The 16,764-nt window shown below is 57.9% G+C and carries 14 protein-coding genes and 1 pseudogene; 10 read left to right on the top strand and 5 right to left on the bottom strand.

The genetic code is table 11. The annotated features are described in order from the left end of the window. Positions 1-7: 7 nt before the first annotated feature. Positions 8-1,258 carry an ROK family protein gene (locus ACQZ63_RS22075; RefSeq protein ID WP_173995359.1) on the bottom strand — a complete coding sequence of 417 codons (1,251 nt, stop codon included), beginning with the start codon at positions 1,256-1,258 and terminating at the stop codon, positions 8-10. A 212-nt stretch (positions 1,259-1,470) separates the two neighbouring features. Between ACQZ63_RS22075 and ACQZ63_RS22080 the strand changes: the two genes are divergently transcribed. From ACQZ63_RS22080 to ACQZ63_RS22095, 4 genes are read left to right on the top strand one after another with little or no spacing between them, the layout of a single operon-like run. Continuing rightward, positions 1,471-2,430, top strand: a complete 960-nt coding sequence (locus ACQZ63_RS22080) for an extracellular solute-binding protein (RefSeq protein WP_065662744.1) — start codon at positions 1,471-1,473, stop codon at positions 2,428-2,430. After that, entirely contained in the window at positions 2,427-4,433 is a 2,007-nt protein-coding gene (locus ACQZ63_RS22085) for an ABC transporter permease (RefSeq protein ID WP_173998725.1), read from the top strand. The genes ACQZ63_RS22080 and ACQZ63_RS22085 overlap by 4 nt, the downstream gene beginning before the upstream one ends. Further along, on the top strand, positions 4,426-5,487 hold the full coding sequence (locus ACQZ63_RS22090) for an ATP-binding cassette domain-containing protein (protein ID WP_173998723.1): 1,062 nt from the start codon (positions 4,426-4,428) through the stop codon (positions 5,485-5,487). The genes ACQZ63_RS22085 and ACQZ63_RS22090 overlap by 8 nt, the downstream gene beginning before the upstream one ends. A 1-nt stretch (position 5,488) precedes the next feature. Then, positions 5,489-6,301, top strand: coding sequence for an inositol monophosphatase family protein (locus tag ACQZ63_RS22095; RefSeq protein WP_173998721.1), 813 nt, complete (start codon positions 5,489-5,491; stop codon positions 6,299-6,301). A gap of 259 nt (positions 6,302-6,560) precedes the next feature. Here ACQZ63_RS22095 and ACQZ63_RS22100 read toward each other — a convergent pair whose 3' ends face one another. Then, positions 6,561-8,465 carry an AI-2E family transporter gene (locus ACQZ63_RS22100; RefSeq protein ID WP_173998757.1) on the bottom strand — a complete coding sequence of 635 codons (1,905 nt, stop codon included), beginning with the start codon at positions 8,463-8,465 and terminating at the stop codon, positions 6,561-6,563. Between the two features lie 435 nt (positions 8,466-8,900). On the opposite strand from ACQZ63_RS22100, the gene ACQZ63_RS22105 reads away from it, so the two are divergent. Continuing rightward, positions 8,901-9,320, top strand: coding sequence for a DUF4112 domain-containing protein (locus ACQZ63_RS22105; protein ID WP_076844305.1), 420 nt, complete (start codon positions 8,901-8,903; stop codon positions 9,318-9,320). Between the two features lie 184 nt (positions 9,321-9,504). On the opposite strand, the pseudogene ACQZ63_RS22110 reads toward ACQZ63_RS22105, so the two are convergent. From ACQZ63_RS22110 to ACQZ63_RS22120, 3 genes and pseudogenes are all read right to left on the bottom strand, one after another. Continuing rightward, positions 9,505-9,647, bottom strand: a pseudogene (locus ACQZ63_RS22110) (IS630 family transposase); the annotation flags it as partial. 193 nt (positions 9,648-9,840) lie between these two features. Next, complete coding sequence (locus tag ACQZ63_RS22115; RefSeq protein ID WP_173998719.1) at positions 9,841-10,467, bottom strand: GDSL-type esterase/lipase family protein; 627 nt, start codon at positions 10,465-10,467, stop codon at positions 9,841-9,843. 66 nt (positions 10,468-10,533) lie between these two features. After that, complete coding sequence (locus tag ACQZ63_RS22120) at positions 10,534-11,445, bottom strand: 2-dehydro-3-deoxygalactonokinase (protein ID WP_173998716.1); 912 nt, start codon at positions 11,443-11,445, stop codon at positions 10,534-10,536. 115 nt (positions 11,446-11,560) lie between these two features. Here ACQZ63_RS22120 and ACQZ63_RS22125 point away from each other — a divergent pair, with 115 nt between their 5' ends. The 5 genes from ACQZ63_RS22125 (at position 11,561) to ACQZ63_RS22145 (ending at position 16,763) form a co-directional block, all read left to right on the top strand. Beyond that, positions 11,561-12,469 carry a dihydrodipicolinate synthase family protein gene (locus ACQZ63_RS22125; protein WP_173998714.1) on the top strand — a complete coding sequence of 303 codons (909 nt, stop codon included), beginning with the start codon at positions 11,561-11,563 and terminating at the stop codon, positions 12,467-12,469. Then, entirely contained in the window at positions 12,466-13,632 is a 1,167-nt protein-coding gene (locus ACQZ63_RS22130) for a mandelate racemase/muconate lactonizing enzyme family protein (RefSeq protein ID WP_173998712.1), read from the top strand. The genes ACQZ63_RS22125 and ACQZ63_RS22130 overlap by 4 nt, the downstream gene beginning before the upstream one ends. Positions 13,633-13,656: 24 nt before the next feature. Then, on the top strand, positions 13,657-14,928 hold the full coding sequence (locus ACQZ63_RS22135; protein ID WP_076844299.1) for an ABC transporter substrate-binding protein: 1,272 nt from the start codon (positions 13,657-13,659) through the stop codon (positions 14,926-14,928). 67 nt (positions 14,929-14,995) lie between these two features. Further along, a complete protein-coding gene (locus ACQZ63_RS22140) occupies positions 14,996-15,922 on the top strand; it encodes a carbohydrate ABC transporter permease (protein ID WP_013637453.1) in 927 nt (308 codons plus the stop codon). Positions 15,923-15,932: 10 nt separating this feature from the next. Then, the gene (locus ACQZ63_RS22145; RefSeq protein ID WP_003492168.1) at positions 15,933-16,763 is read left to right on the top strand and encodes a carbohydrate ABC transporter permease; all 831 of its coding nucleotides are present in this window, start codon (positions 15,933-15,935) and stop codon (positions 16,761-16,763) included. The last annotated feature ends 1 nt before the right edge of the window (position 16,764 follow it).

Raw genomic sequence — 16,764 nt, forward strand, 5'->3', positions numbered from 1 at the left:
ATGTAAATCAGGATGACGTGTCGTCATCCGTTGGGGCGCCTGCGACCCGATCGAAGCGTCTTTCGAAATCAATCGTCTGGCTGCGTCCGCGCATGGATGAGAGGCGCCTGAAGTCTGGGCTGCCATGAGCAATCACAGGTAGCATGGCAGCGCCGATCGCGGCGGCCTCCGGCCCTAGAGCGCCAGCACACAGCCGGGGAATTTCGCGGTGGCTTCGGGCGCTGACTGACGGCAAAAGGGGATAGGCCCGGTCGATCAGGGAATTGATGAGCGCTGGTGGAAAGTGCCCTCCAACCACGATGGTCTGCGGGTCCATGATGTTTTCAAGCAGCGACACCAGCAACCGCAGGCGCTTCGAATTGAGATCGAGCCATCGCATCAGAATACTGTCGCGTTGAGCGTAAAGTTTCTCCAATGCCCCAGGCCGCGCAATCTCCTTGCTTTCGCACGACAGCATCGCTGCAAGCTCGTCGATCGAAAACGGTGTCTGTTTCCCCGCATCTGGATTGGCAAGTTCCGCCGGCCATGTCAGGAGACCGATTTCTCCGGCATTGTTCCAAAATCCCTGGAGCGGCATGCTGTCATTGATAATGCCTGCCCCAAGTCCGTGCCCGACGAAAATATGGACGTAGTGGCTCAGTCCTCCGGCACTTCCCACCCTCAGTTCGGCAACTGCTGCGGCTGTGGCGTCATTCTCGATGATTGTGGGGAGGCCACATGCATCTTCGATGGCTTCCGCCACCGGCATACGGCTCCACGCATCCCAACCCGGCGGGCCGACGGGATGTTCGAATTCCGCCTCCTGCAATGTGGGCATCGCGATGCCGATGCCCCAGGCGGGACGATCCACCGTAACCGACTGCAGACGCTGTGTCATATCGGCGATGGCACGGATGGTGTCGGATGGATCTTCGAGCGATGCGGATGCGGTTTCGCGACCCAACTCCCGCCCCGCCAGATCGCAGACGATGCCCAGAAGCCCGTCGCGATCCACGTGAATACCCAGGCAGCAACCGGCCTCGGCCCTGACCCACATCTTCTTTTGCGGCGCACCGCGCGCGCCCTCTTGTTGGATGGTTTCCACAACCACTGAACGGTCTATCAGGTCCTTGCAAATATTGGACATGGTCTGCGGCTTCAAGCCTGTCACATCAACAAGGTCACGCCGGCTTATGCCATTGCCGGATCGGATCAGATCGAAAACGAGGCGACGGTTGTAGCGGCCGGAATATGTGTGATTGCTGCCCATCAAGCTCATCGGGGCCAATTCCTATTTAATAAATTAAATGGAATTTATCAGCCAAGCCTATGGGCGTCAAGCAGTTCGCAATGCAGATAATCTTAGCCTTCAGTCATAATACTGTAACGTAATGACCGTAATTCCGCAAAAAAGGCGGCTTGATTTTTAATCTGGTAAATGGATTAATGGGGTCGCCTTCTTCTCAGTGACTTTAAAAAGGGAACATAGTCATGCTGAAATGGACCTTGCGGCGTATCATAGCGGGCGCGTTGGCGTCGGCGTCGATCATCAGTGTTGCGAATGCCGGAGAACTGGTGGTCTACACCGCTCATGGGGAGGCGACATCTGCTCCCATCCTCGACGCTTTTGCCAAGGAAAATCCGGATGTGAAGGTGACCGTCGTGCGCGGCGGTACTGGCGAGCTGATCGAGCGCCTGCGCGCAGAAGGTGGCAATTCCTCAGCAGACGTCATGTGGGGCGGACCGACGCAGACCTTCGAAGAGAATGCAGCGCTCTTCCAATCGTTCGAAAGCAAGTCCGACGCCGACATGGTGACTAACGATCCCAATCACATCTGGCATCCGTTCACGGTGCTGCTGCAGCCGCTGGTCGTCAGCACCAAACGCGTCGAGGCCGGCTCCATACCCAGGACGCAGAAAGATCTCGTCTCACAGGACTTCGCAAAGAACGGTGGCCTGATTATTCCAGACCCTGCAAAATCCGGCACCGGCTATGTCATTCTTTCCGCTCTTGCTGGCAATTTCGGTTGGGATTTCGTCGGTCAAATGGCCAAGGGTGCTCGCATTGCTCCCGGTTCCGATGATGCCTTCAACGCCGTACGCGACGGTGAAGCAGCAGTTGGCTGGATTAACGAGGATCTGGGTGCCAAGTGGAAGGCTCAAGGTCTGCCGATCGAAATCGTCTATCCGACCGATGCGGTTACCGGCCAGATCGATGCGCAAGCCATCGTCAAGGGCGCGCAGCACATCGAAGACGCCAAGAGCTTCATCGATTTCCTCGGCAGCAAGACGGCGCATGAAATTGTTCGCGACGCCACCGTTCGACGCTCGGCACGCAAGGATGTAACGCCTCCCGCCGCTCTGCCTGACATGGCTACGCTCACGATCGTATCCGCTGTCGATCCGCGCCCTGTGGTCGTGGCTCGCTTTCAGGAGCTTCGCGGAAAATGAAGGTGCTGCGCGACAATTGGCTGATATTTTCAATCGTCGCGCTCGTGGTCTGCGGCCTGACGATTGTTGTCCCGCAGGTTCGCCTCATGGCAGCCTCCCTCCTGGAGGAGGGCGGCCGTTTTACTCTTCTGCATAATAAAGACGGCTTGCAATTCGTGCCGGAAATGACCGCCCGATACAGCGTTGCTAAACTTTCTGACGGCGTTGCGATAATGCTGAGTTCGACTGACAGTCTGACTGTAGACGTCCAGGATGACCGAACGCTGCGCCTCTCTTCGCAACAGCCGATTTCGGTTGGTAAGGACGAGGCAGGTTTACTTGAACTCGATCTGGGCTCGGCTCGGTTCACGCTTTCGCAGCAGGCGCCCCGGGGGCTATTCGCGACAACTGCACCAGCGCCTTTAGACATCAACGCGCAGTCGCTCAACGCCGTCCTGCTCTCACATGCCGCGAACGCCTACATCACCTTCGAAAACAAATCGCTGTCGCTCTCTGCTGTCCACTATACCGACTTCTTTACACGCTCGGAAACCCTTTCCGCCACGGTAAACAGCCTGCTGATCGCGTTGACGTCCACCGGACTTGCCGCTTTGATCGGCGTATCGCTGGCTTATCTTATCGCACGTTACCGGGTCGCGGGCAGCACTGCTATCGTCTTTCTTGTCACTATGGCGTCCGTGTCCCCACCATTTCTGGGGGCGTACGCCTGGCGCTTGCTCCTGGGACGAAACGGCGTTCTGACCAACTATCTCGGCCTCGATGTCTCGATTGTCGGCTTGCATGGCGTCATTTGGGTCATCACCTGGCTGGTCTTTCCAATCATCTTTCTGCTCAGCCACAGCTCGTTTCAGAGTTTGGACGCTGGCCATATCGAGGCAGCGGAAAGCCTTGGTGCCAAGCCGCCTCGTGTGCGCATGACGGTCGAAATTCCGCTGGCTCTCCCCGGCATCATCACCGGTCTCTATCTGGCAACGATGGCAGCCCTGTCTGACTTCGGAACGCCGCGCATCATTGGCCTCGATGTCAACGCACTGCCGGTTCTGATCTATACGTCCTTCCTGAGTGAGGCAGGACGCAATCCGGCGCTTGCGGCCACAGGATCGATTGTGCTCATCACCATCTCGAGCCTGTTCCTCATGGCGCAGCAAATCTATTTGGCGCGACGCGGTTTTGCCGTGGTGTCGTCGCGGGCGCTGGAACGCAAGCCGCTATCGCCTCTTGCTCATGTCACAGTGCTTGGCGCGGTCATCATTGCCCTTCTCATGGCATTCACGCCCCACCTGACGGTGCTGGTTTCCAGCTTCATGGAATGGCGGGTCGGCCTACCCAGGGCGAACTTTACGCTGGAAAACTACGCCACTATGTGGCGCACCGGCATGGGGCCGGCTTGGGTGACCTTGTCGCTTGGTATTGCCGGAACGCTGGCGGCAACAGCAATCGGGTTGGGGATTGCATATGTGATTATACGCAAGCGCTACCGGATCATTGCCCCCGTTCTCAGCCTCACCGTCATGATGCCCTATGTCATTCCCGGCACGGTGCTCGGTATCGGTCTCATCATGATGTTCAACAAGGCGCCGCTGCAACTGACCGGCACCTGGTTCATCCTTCTCCTTGCCTATCTCATTCGTAACCTGCCTTTTACGGTGAAGGCGTCGGAGGCGGCCCTGAGGCGCGTTCACCCGGCTCTCGAAGAGGCCGCAATCAGTCTTGGAGCGCGTCCGTTCAGGGTGTTCTTCACCATAACGGCACCTCTGGTTCTGGCGGGGGCGGTAACCGGTGCAACGCTCACCTTCCTTCACATCGTCACGGAGCTGTCGTCTACCATCGTTCTCTATCGTCCGCCGTGGAAGCCGATGACAGCCGTGATCTTCGAGAACACTCTGGTCGATGCCGATTTCGGTGTCTCCGCAGCACAGACCATCCTGCTGATGCTGATCATTTACATCCCTCTCTATTTCATTGTCCGCTACGGCCAAATTCGAGGAAATTCCGGTGGTTGAAACCTCATCTTCCAAAACTCCAACCCAAGGCTGCGAGGTCGTCATCGACGCCGTCTCCAAGACCTTTGGCAATCATGCAGTTCTGAAAGACATCAGCCTCACGATCAGGCCCGGCGAATTCTTCACGCTGCTAGGGCCGTCCGGTTGCGGCAAGACGACACTTTTGCGCGCCATTGCAGGATTCCACCCAATCGATGGCGGAAAAATCCTGTTCAACGGGCAGAACGTGACCTCGCTCGCCGCCTGGGACAGAAATATCGGCTTCGTCTTCCAGAACTATGCGCTATGGCCAAACCAGACCGTGTTCGACAATGTCGCTTACGGGCTCAAACTGCGTAAGGTTCAGAAGAGTGAAGTTGCTGAAAGGGTTCGTGCCGCACTGGCCCAGGTCGAGCTTCACGGCGTCGAGAAGCGCTATCCCGCAGAAATGAGTGGGGGTATGCAGCAGCGCATCGCGCTGGCGCGTGCACTCGTCATCAACCCGCCGCTGCTTCTCATGGACGAGCCCATGTCCAACCTTGATGCGCGTCTTCGCGTGGCTCTTCGCCATGAACTGCGCAGTCTGCAGAAGAGGCTCGGTCTTACAGCAATCTATGTGACGCATGATCAGGAAGAAGCCCTCGAAATGTCGGACCGGATCGCCGTGATGCAGAATGGAATCGTGCAGCAGCTTGCAGATCCCGAAACAATTTATTCGCGACCGGCGAACCGCTTCGTTGCCGAGTTCGTCGGCAGCGCAAACTTTCTGGAGGGAGAATTTGATGAGGCCGGCTTCCAGATGGCTGACGGATCGCGACTTCCTATCACAGGAAGCGGCCACCGCGGTAAAGGCACACTTGTCGTGCGTCCCGAACAGGTAATGACCCGCGAAAACGGCAGCGCTCTCGTCAATGCAACGGTGAAAGATCGCCGCTTCATGGGCAAGGCCTGGACGCAGAGCCTTCGACTTGAGAACGGTGCGACCATCTCGGTGGAAACACGACACGCACTCGATCTCGACTCGCGCGTCAGTGTGGATTTCGAGACGATGACTTTTCTACCCTCGGGAGTATGAGATGGCGGACCTGTCGCTTGACGAACTGATGCAGCTTGCATTGTCCGCCGCACTTGCCGGAGGCGCTGAACTGAAGACGCATTTCGGCGCCATGTCCCGCGATAGTGTTCAACGAAAAGCTTTGGGTGATTATGCGTCCAAGGCGGATCTTGCTGCCGAGGAGGCTATTGCCGCAGTTCTGGCAAGGGCAGGTGATCGCTACGGTTTCGTGGGTGAAGAAACCGGTACGCGCAAGCCAGACGCACGACGCCGCTGGGTGGTAGACCCGCTCGACGGAACCAGCAACTTCATCTGGGGCATTCCCTATTTTGCTGTCAGCATCGCTCTTTGCGACGACGATGGCGAAATACTGGGCGTCGTCCTTGACCCATTGCGGGACGAGATGTTCACGGCAGTTCGAGGGCAGGGTGCCCGGATGAACGGTAAGGAACTGACACGATTGGAAGAGAAAAAGCCGGAAGAATCCATCATATCTCTATCTATGCCGATCCACGGACAGTTGAAGTCGATGGACCGCAGTAGTTTCTTCCGGGCCCTCGATGCCATCACCAACGAGACAGCAGGCATCCGCAGACTTGGCTCGGCCGCACTTGATCTCGCATATGTTGGCGCGGGCAGGCTAAATGGCTATTTCGAAGACGGCCTTAGCCATTACGACTACGCGGCTGGAAAGATTATTGCCCAGGAAGCCGGAGCGCTTGTTACCTCGCTTAGCGGCGGTGTTGTAAAGGACGGCGGTTCACTGTTGGCGGGAACGTCATCCATACATCAGTGGCTCAAATCCAAGTTTCAGCAAGCGGAGACTCCAAGCTGAAAGGTCTCACAACCGCAAGCCGCTTTTGATGTCGCAACTGTCAAGCTTTAGACCTGACTGCTCTTGGTTCGCCGTAGATACCTAGAGACGCGTAACGTTTTAAATCTTTGTATCGATGCATCGTGCTTTTTCCAGAATGCAGGTTTGGGCGGTGATGAGCGTGCGCAAGTCCAGGGGCTGAAGCTTTCGGGTGGTCCTATGCGTTATCAGACAATATGCGTGCCCCTTGGTAACATCGACAGACTTCTCGTGGCTGCGTTCAGGCAGCCACCGGCGGCACCCGGCGCTGGCGCGCCACTTTTCTCACGGGGCTTTTCAAGGCCACAGGGCCTGTGTCGCTCAGGGCCGACAAGACGGCCTGCGTCAGCGAAGCGGCAACGAAGTCGGCGCTTATGTCTTGAGGGTCGATTGGCGCTTCGCGCCCGCCTTCTCCCATCGGCAACAAAATGCCGACACGAAGAGAAGGTCTTACACGCTTCAAACGACGCACGATCTGTCGTGCGTGCGATTTTGAGTTCTCATTGAGAAACGTAACGACAACGGTGTCGATATCGTCAGCCACCAGAGCCTTCAAATCTCGCCCTTCAATTACTGTATAGTCTGCTTGTCTGATCTGCGCACCCTGAACCAAGAGAACTTGCGATAACATCGCAGACGCTGCGTCGTCCATGGCCCCTCGGCCTCCCAGGGATAGAATGGATCTGCCTTTACCGTCCGGTAGCGCGATTGTCTCTTTGGTCTCTGGCGCGGAAGTCTGTTCGTCTTCCGACATTCCCTCGTTTTCCTCTTCGCTCGCAATCTCTGCAAGATTTTCAATGAGGGCATGGGCGCTGGAGGCAAGAAGCGCGATCTGAGCCTCTGTCATCACGCCGCGCTGGCGGTCCGCTTCGCCCAGGATCAAGGCAGGAAGACCAACTTTTTCGTAGTAGTCGATGAGATATTCCTCCTCGAGAAACTCTTCGGCGTTGTCAGTCGCTTCGTTGGGGTCGCCGGAGAGCAGCCGCTGGTAAAGCTTTTCCTGCGGTTGGAGGACTGGGTCGTTTCCGAGCAGAACGTCCAGAAAACTGAACTCGGGGACATATCTGCCGAGAACGACCAGACACACCGTGAGAGGTGTCGACAGCATTAACCCCAGTGGTCCCCAAAGCCAGGACCAGAAGATTGCGGAGATGATGATCGCCATCGGAGACAAGCCGGTGTGGCTACCATAGAGCCAAGGCTCAACGACGTTATTGCTGATCAGTTCGGTGATGATGAAAAGTGCCGCGACCCACGCGACCAACGACCAGCCGGGAGATATTGCAAGGGCGAGGAACAGCGGCAATACCATTCCGATAACGGGACCAATATAGGGCACGAAACGCAGAACCAGCGTCAGCAGACCCCACAGGATCGCGTTCGGAATGCCAAGCACCCAAAGCCCAATGGTGATGGGAAAGGCGTAAAGGGCATTTACCACCAATTGCATCAGAAGGTATTTCCCAACCCGTTTTCCAGCGTCCTGCAGCGCTGCCGTCGTGCGATGGAGGTCACCAAGTCCAACCAGCCTGATGAACCTGTCGCGAAGGTCCTCGCGCTCGATCAAGATGAAAATCACAAGAACGATGACCAAACCTGCCGTTGCAAACGGGCTGATAAGCGGAAGAATGAAATTGCCAAGTGTCTCGACCGGATGGGATCGCGTGACGATTTCAACGGGCATCGGCTCTCGCATGGTTGGTGCGGTCGACTGCTCGTCCTGACTTTCGACGGCGCGTGTCTGCAACTCGGCGCCGACACGCTCGACAACCTTGCTCAGATGTTCGAGCACACCATTGCCTGATCCGGCTTGGCTGAGCGCCTGAACCTTGGTGACGATATTGCGCTGATATGTCGGGATGTTTTCGGCAAGATTTGTCACCTGCGTGGCGACGACGAAACTGAACAGCGCAATTGCCATGAAGGCTGAGGCGACCGCCAAAATAACGGCGGCAATCTTGGGCACAGAGTGTTTTCGGAGAAAAGAGACAATAGGTGCCAGAGTGAATGTCAGGAGGAGAGCCAAGGCTAATGGCACGAAGATTTCCTGACCCACGTGCAGGATGACCGCGACGCCAATCAGAATGAGAATCGTTCGTCCAGAAAGCCTGGTGTTAGCCAGCGGACCTTGATGAGAAACGGCCATAAGTTTTCCGATGTCGTTTGTTGTTAAAGCGCCAGTGTCCATCAGCAGTCCGCCTTTAGATGCACCGATGAACTCAAAAAAATATGTGCCATGTCCGCATCTGCTTTATGAAGATCAGCTTTAACTCGCGAAAGACGTTAAAGATGCAAGGGCGTGCCTCACATCTTTCTCTCGACCTAGCAGTCCTGTAGTAGCGCCAATGTAAGGGAAAATATTTCTTAAAAATTACTGTGGCCTATCGGAATCGAAAAAGGGGTGTAGGGCCTGAGCGATGAAGGGCGATTGGTGCTGTCACATAGGCAGGATCGAGGCGATTGAGCGTAACTGGTTCGGTTTCAATGGATGGAGATAGCTTGCGCAACGCTCTTGAACGCAACTCTCCACATCCCCATTCATATTAGGCTGAGGCATATCTCTTTTATGGAGCACGATTGTATGACAGCGAGAACGTGGAACGCCCACGGCACATCGGACGACTTCGTGGATGGTGCTGAGCGGCTCCGCCGTCTGCGGCGGCTGTCGGGCATCGCTCGTATGATGGACACAGCGATCCGCATTCCTGGCACGGGAATCCGTTTTGGTGCAGATTCCATCATGGGTTTGCTGCCACTGATTGGTGATGGTGCGGGCGCGATTGTCGGCCTCTATATCGTCAATGAAGCGCGCCGCCTTGGTGTGCCGCAGGAAAAGCTTGCGCGAATGGTTGGCAACATCGCCATGGATGCTCTTGTGGGCAGTGTTCCTGTCTTCGGTGATCTGTTTGATATTTATTTCAAATCGCACCGCCGTAATGTCGATATGATCATCCAGCACTTTGGCATCCATGGCGACGAGTTGCGGCGGAAGCGCAAATAAGCCTCGACGATGGCCCGAAAAAACCTGGCTGCGGTTCTGGAATCGCAGTCGAGGTGTACCGTTTCCTCATCGGTGGTCGAGACCACGTCTTTCAGCCTGTGCGCATTGTTGGCTGTCGCCTTAGGGCGGGTAGGCTCAACTAAGATCCTTGAGTGCCGGATAGAGGCCGCCCCGGCGGACGGAGTCGTCCCTGTTTCGCCGGGTCAGCCGGCTTTCCTGCTCGCTCGCAATCCAGGCGGTGGCTGTCAAAACACCAATCCCAAATCTGGACGCTGCTGAGCGCGTCGATATGCCATCCCGTGACGCAGCTAGAACGCGGCTACGCAGATCATCGTTGAAAGCTCAGGGCATGTTGCCTGCGACCAAATCACCAATCGGAGCGATGGAATCAGAATTCCGCCAGTAAGGGGGCCTAAACGCGATTCCGCGTTCAACGGAAGTAATCTATAAATCCAATGGAAATCAGCCTGTGAACACTGCTGGGGACAGGAGCCAACAAAAGATAAAGATACCCCTTGTCTCAGTTCAACAGGCCTAACTTTTTTCTAAGTGCTTCCGACCAGACCGCGTAGCCTGCCGCATTCAGGTGAACCAGATCGGGTAAATAATAACGGAACATCGGCAGGCCATTTTCACCAATGAGGCCGGCGTTCGGATCAAGCCATGTCGTGTGTTCGCGGCCGTTGCACCAGTCGCGCGCCGTCTGGTTGAAAAGATCGAATTCATGGCGGTATATCCAGCGCGCCGGACTGGGCTTGATCGCCAGAACAAAGACGTCCGCCTGCGGTAGCGCTCGAGAGATGCGATCGCGCAAATCCTGCAGGTGCGCAAGCGTCGTCTGCGCCTTGAGGCCGTCGCTGGCAATATCGTTTTCGCCGAAATAAAGCACCACTCTACCTGGCTTCAAGGGAACCAGGAGCCGGTCGAGGTAGTGGCTGGCAGAGAGGTAAGTGCCACCGCCAAATCCCAGATTGACGATATCCAGCGAGCCAAGATCCTCGGTGACGGAGCTCCAGATTCGAAACGAGGATGAGCCATACAAGGCGATCGGATTGTCTGGAAGGCCGATGCGCTGAATGCGGGCCAGAACGGCAATGATATCATTTTCGTGGCGGCTGGTGCCGATATTGGCTGGGAAGTCGTACATGATTGGCCCTAAAGATTGTCTTGAAAGCCGGATGCCGCCATTTCGGCAACCGGCGATCGGCAAGGGTTATAAAAGCGCTTGCTGCAGGACAGCCAGAGCGCCTTTTGTGAGGGCGTCATCCGCACCCATGGATGTCTTGAGCCCGAACACATCGGCGGCAACCAGATAGAGATCGTTCAGCCCGTCATTGCCGACGATAGCTGCCTCGTCTCCTTCCGCATACCATCCGGCCTCGCGGGCTTGCCGAAACTCCTGCCCGATGACCAGTCCTCGCACATAGGATCGCAACTGATCCGGCGAAAGCCGGCCCGCAAGCCCGCCGGTTCGCGCCGAAAACAGCAGCGACAGCATGGCGGCGGATCGTTTTGCCTCTGTCAGACCCCAGCGATAGGCCTCCTGATCATCGACCGGCGGCTGCGTGGAACCGCGGGCGATGAAGGAGTGATTGATAAGCAGGTTGAAGATTTCACCAGTCACGAATGTCTGGAAGCCATCGATCCTTCCCGCCCTCACCCGCGCCCATTTGCTGTGTGTTCCAGGGATGATGAGGGTGGCATCGTCGCCAAGGCCGTGACCGACGATCTGGGTTTCTTCGCCGCGCATCACGTCCGGGAAGGGCTGGCGGGCGGGGTCGGTCAGACCGGGCAGGAAGACGAGATCGGACCCGTTCGGCAGCGAACTGCGCACCGTGCCGGCGGCAAGTTCCGCCGGGCCGGCCGGGCACGGCACATAAGCGACCTCGACCCAGCCGTTGCGGCTGGTGATCATTCCGAGTGCGGCGACGGGCAAGGCCCCATGGCTTGAGAACCAGGGTGCGAGTGCATCCATCAGCGCCGCCTCGTGCTCACCCTTGCCAAGGCTCGAAATACCGTTGGCGGTTTCAAGATGATCTTGTTCTTCGCCGTCTTCACCAACGAGCGCTGCCCTCAGTGATGTCGTTCCCCAATCAACGATGATCGATGTCGCCGCTGCTGCCATGTCTTGAACCTCCTCGTTCATTTCATCTTGGGGCTTGTCATAGGTCGCAAGTCTATATAGTGTCAATTAGTGAATTCAAGGTATCAAAATATGATACTTAATCGGGAGGAGAAAGATGGTGGCTGGCCTTAAAGGGATTTTGCCTGTTCTGCCTACGCCGTTTCTGGCTGATGGCGGCATTGACGAGGCGGGTATGAAGCGACTGGTGATCTTTGCGCTCGACAAGGGCGTCGATGGTGTCGTGTTTCCCGGTTTCGCCAGCGAGGTGGAGACTTTGAATGCCGCCGAGCGTGCGGCGTTGCTGAAGATTGTCGTGGATGTGGTGGCCGGCCAGGTGCCGGTCGTGGCCGGGGCAAGTGCGGCCGACTGGCGTGATGTGGTTGAGCACGGGCGGGCGGCATCGGCGCTTGGCATCCGCCACCTGATGGTGCAGGTGCCCAAGTCGGTCGGCACGGATGCGCCGGCGCTGATCGAATTCCTCGGCAGGATCGTCGAGGCGCTGCCCGAAGTTGAAATCATTCTGCAGAACGCGCCCGCGCCGCGCGGCTCCGACCTTTCGCCGCAGGCGATCGTGGAGATCGTGCGGGCGTTGCCGCAGGTGACCTATGTCAAGGAAGAGACGCTTCCTGCCGGCCCGGCTATCAGCCACATCGTCGCCCATGCGCCTTCGACACTGAAGGGCGTCATCGGCGGGGGCGGCGCGCGTTACATTCTCGACGAATATGCCCGAGGTGCTACCGCAGCCATGCCGGCGCTGGAGATCGCCGAGGAACATGTGGCCATCGACCGGGCGCTCGTTGCCGGGCGGCAGGAGGAGGCTCGTCGGATTTATGTGCGCACCCTGCCTCTTCTGGTGCTGCAGGCGGTCTATCGCATGCGGCTGACCAAATATGTGCTGGCCCGCCGCGGCGTGATCGAAGGCGTCGGTGTGCGTGCGCCGACACCCGAGCTTGATGCGGCGGCCATTGCCGATATCGACGCCAATCTGGTCGAACTAGGCCTCGTTGCCGTGGAGGCCGCATGAACAGCCCCATCGCAAGCGTCGAAGTCTTCACCCTGACCCAGCCGCGCAAAGTGCCTTATCTCGGCGCCTTGCGTGAAGGTGAGGTGGTCAATCCCAACGGCTATATCGTGCGCAAGGGAAATCGGACGGTATACCCGACCTTCGACCGCAGCGTGCTGGTGCGCATGACGACCGTGGCTGGCGTCGTGGGCTGGGGTGAGACCTACGGTATCGTCGCCCCCGGCGCGGTCGCCGCTCTCATCAACGATCTTCTCGCCGGTTTCGTGATCGGCCGCGATGCTTCGAACCCTTCGGCGATCTATGACGACCTTTACGACATGATGCGGGTGCGCGGTTATACCGGCGGCTTCTACGTGGATGCGCTCGCCGCGCTCGATATTGCGCTATGGGATATTGCCGGACAGGAAGCCGGCAAGTCCGTTCGCGACCTGCTCGGCGGCGGCGTGGATACGTTTCCGGCCTATGTTTCAGGCCTGCCTGAAAAGACGCTCAAGGCCCGCGGGGAATTGGCGAAATACTGGCAGGACCGCGGTTTCAACGCCTTCAAGTTCGCAACGCCGGTGGCAGACGATGGCCCGGCGGCCGAAATGGCGAATCTCCGTAAGGTGCTTGGACCCGATGCAAAGATCGCCGCCGACATGCACTGGAACCAGACGCCGGAGCGGGCGCTGGAACTGATTGCCGAAATGCAGCCCTTCGACCCGTGGTTCGCAGAGGCTCCGGTCTGGACGGAGGACATTGCCGGTCTGGAGAAGGTTTCGAAGAATACCGAAGTGCCGATTGCAGTTGGTGAGGAATGGCGCACCCATTGGGATATGCGCGCCCGCGTCGAGCGCTGCCGCATTGCGATCGTCCAGCCGGAAATGGGCCATAAGGGTATCACCAATTTCATCCGTATCGGTGCTCTTGCTTCCGAGCACGGCATCGATGTCATCCCACACGCCACCGTTGGCGCCGGCATATTTCTTGCCGCCAGCCTGCAGGCGTCGTCGACATTGCCAACGCTCAAAGGTCACGAATTCCAGCATTCGATCTTCGAGCCGAACCGTCACCTGCTGGAAGGCGACATGGATTGCCGGGAGGGCAGGTATCACTTGCCGTCCGGACCCGGACTTGGGGTAAGGCCGTCGGAGGCGGCACTCGGTCTGATTGAACGTATCTGAACTGGTTTTTTGGAGGAGGAAGCCATGAACAAGACAATAAGCCGATTGGCGCTCGGCACCGCGACCGCCGTTTTGATGACAATGGGCAACCTTGCCCCGGCCAGGGCCGATACCGTTCTGAAATTCATTTCCTGGCAGACGGACGATGCCGGCACAGGCGAATGGTGGCATTCCGCCATTGCCGCCTTCGAAAAACAGCATCCGGGCGTGAAAATCGAATTCACCAAGGCCGAGCGCAGCTCCTATGCCGACACGATGACGACGCTTTTTGCGGCCAACCAGCCGCCGCAGATCGTGCATCTGGCGTCCTTCGAATTTCAAATGTTTGCCGATAGCGGCTGGCTCGAGCCGCTCGACCCGTGGCTGAAGAAGGACGGCATCGACATGACCGGCTGGGCCGGCCAGCAGAAATGCGAATGGAATGGCGAAACCGTCTGCATCATGACCAACTATTTCGGTTTCGTCATGGCCTACAACAAGAAGCTTCTCGAAGAAGCGGGCGTCGCGGTTCCGAAGACCTATGACGAGTTTCTGGCCGCTGCGAAGGCGACGACCAAGGATCTGAACGGCGACGGCATTATCGACCAGTTCGGCACAGGCCATGAAACGAAAGGCGGTCCGGGTCAATATCTGACGGAGATGCTGAACTACATCCTCGACGCTGGCGCCTACTGGACCGACAAGGACGGCAATATCACCATCGATACGCCGCAGATGGTGGAGGGTCTTTCACGCTGGAAAACCGTGATGAAGAGCGGGATCAGCCCGGTCGACATGAGCGCCAGCGACGTGCGCAAGCTGTTTGCCGATGGCAAGATGGCCATGCGGCTGGACGGCCCCTGGCTTTACGGCACCACCGAAAAAGGTTCGGCCAAGACTGACATCATTTACGCCGCACCGCCGCTTCATCCGCCGCTTGGCGGTTCGTCCAATGTACTCGCCATGCCGGCCGATATTCCCGACGACCAGAAGGCATTGGTCTGGGATTTCATCAAGCTGACGATGTCACCGGAATTCCAGCGCAGCTATGCCACCCTTGGCGGCAACACCCCGCCAAGCCCGACCGCCGACGTCTCGGGTGTCGAAAAGACCATCCCGCATTTTCCGGTGCTGATCGAGACGATGAAGGCCGCGTCCGAGGCGGGGATCGACCGCATTCCGACCGGACTTGAGCTCTTCTACAACGAGTTCAGCAAGATGGTGATGGAAGAAAGCCAGCGGATGATCATTCAGGATCTCGATCCGGCGGCGGTGGCGAAAACCATGCAGGCAAAGGCCGAAGCCATCAAGGGTTGATCCCGTTGTCTTGCCATGGCCCGGAAAGGGCCATGGCCATCATCCGCATCCGGCAGGAGGACCATCCATGACCGAACCCGTTCGGGCTGGGCGTCGCAAGTTCTTCGATCTTGCGCGCCCCAGCCGGCAACATCTCCTCGGCTATATTCTGATCGCGCCCGCAGTCCTGATGGTTGCCGCCATCATCGTCTGGCCGCTCGTTTTGGCCATCGACCTGTCGTTCCAGCAGGTCAAAATACCTCGGCTTGGCGGTGCCAGCCGGCCGTTTTCGCTAAGCAATTACACATGGTTGTTCTCCTCGCCAGAATTCTGGCTGGCCTGCTGGGTGACGCTAAAGCTGGTTATCGTCGTAACCGCCGGCAGCGTCGCCGTCGGCCTCAGCACGGCGCTTCTGGCCAATAATCGCTTCAAGGGCCGCACCGTCGCGCGGCTGGGAATGGCGCTGCCCTGGGCGGTGCCGGAAATCATCGCGGTCGTCATCTTTGCGTGGATGTTCGACACCTCCTTCGGCCTGTTCGGTTGGCTGGCGATAAAGCTTGGTTTCACCGACCAGATGATCCCCTGGGTCAGCAGTTCCACGGCCGCCTTCTGGGCCGTTGCCATCACCATGGTGTGGAAGGGCTTTCCTTTCGTGTCGATCATGTGTCTGGCGGGTCTGCAGTCCATTCCCACCGATTATTACGCCGCTGCCAAGGTGGATGGCGCCAGCGTCTGGCAGCGTTTCCGCTGGATAACCATGCCGTTGCTGATGCCGGTTCTCGGGGTCACGCTGGTGCTGACCCTGCTTTGGGTGTTCCGCGACTTTTCCATCATCAAGGTTCTGACCGGCGGCGGCCCGCTGCGTTCAACCCAGACGCTGTCGATCATGACCTACGACCAGGCCTTCCAGTATCACAACTTCGGTCGCGCCGCCGCCGTCGGCGTGCTGACGCTGGTGATCTGCATCATTGCCAGCCTGCTGATGCTCGGCCGGCGCTCGAAATCAATCTACTGAGGAGGCTTTGATGAAACGTAGCTTTGCACAGAGCCTTGCCCTCTACGCGACGGTGATCTTTACGCTGGTGATGATCCTGTTCCCGGTCTACTGGCTGCTGGTTACCGCCCTTTCCACCACCGACGAACTCTACCGCCTGCCACCGACTTTCTGGCCGGACGATCCGCAATGGGACATTTTTGCCCGTGTCTGGGCGGCAAAGCCGATCCTTCTGTGGCTGTGGAATTCGATGCTTGCCGCTGTCGGCTCGGTTGCGCTGTCGATGCTGGTTTCGGTCAGCGCCGGTTATGCCCTGTCCCGCTATTCGATGCGGGGCGGCGCTACCATGGGAATGTTCGTTCTCACAGCCAAGATGTTGCCCGCCACGCTACTCGTTATCCCGCTGTTTTCGATCTTTTCGAGCTTCGGTCTGATCGGCAGCCTATGGACGCTTGTGCTTGCACATTCGACCATGATCATTCCCTTCGCAACCTGGATGCTGAAGGGTTATTTCGACACGATCCCGAAGGAACTGGAACAGGCTGCCATGGTCGACGGCTGCTCGCCGATCGGCGCCATGGTGCGTGTCGTGCTTCCCATCGCCACACCGGGGCTTGCCGCCACCGCGCTTTACGCCTTTGTGCTCAGCTGGGCCGATTACGCCTATGCGCGTACCTTTCTGGTCAACTCGCCGGACAACTGGACCGCCAATCTCGGCATCACCACGATGCAGGGCGAATATGTCACCTATTGGAACGACATCTCCGCCGCATCGGTGTTCATCGCGCTGCCGATCATCGCAATCTATCTGTTCCTTGAACGTTATTTGGTCGGCGGTTTGACCGCTGGCGCGGAGAAATAAG

The organism is Agrobacterium sp. CG160-95 (genome assembly GCF_053521725.1).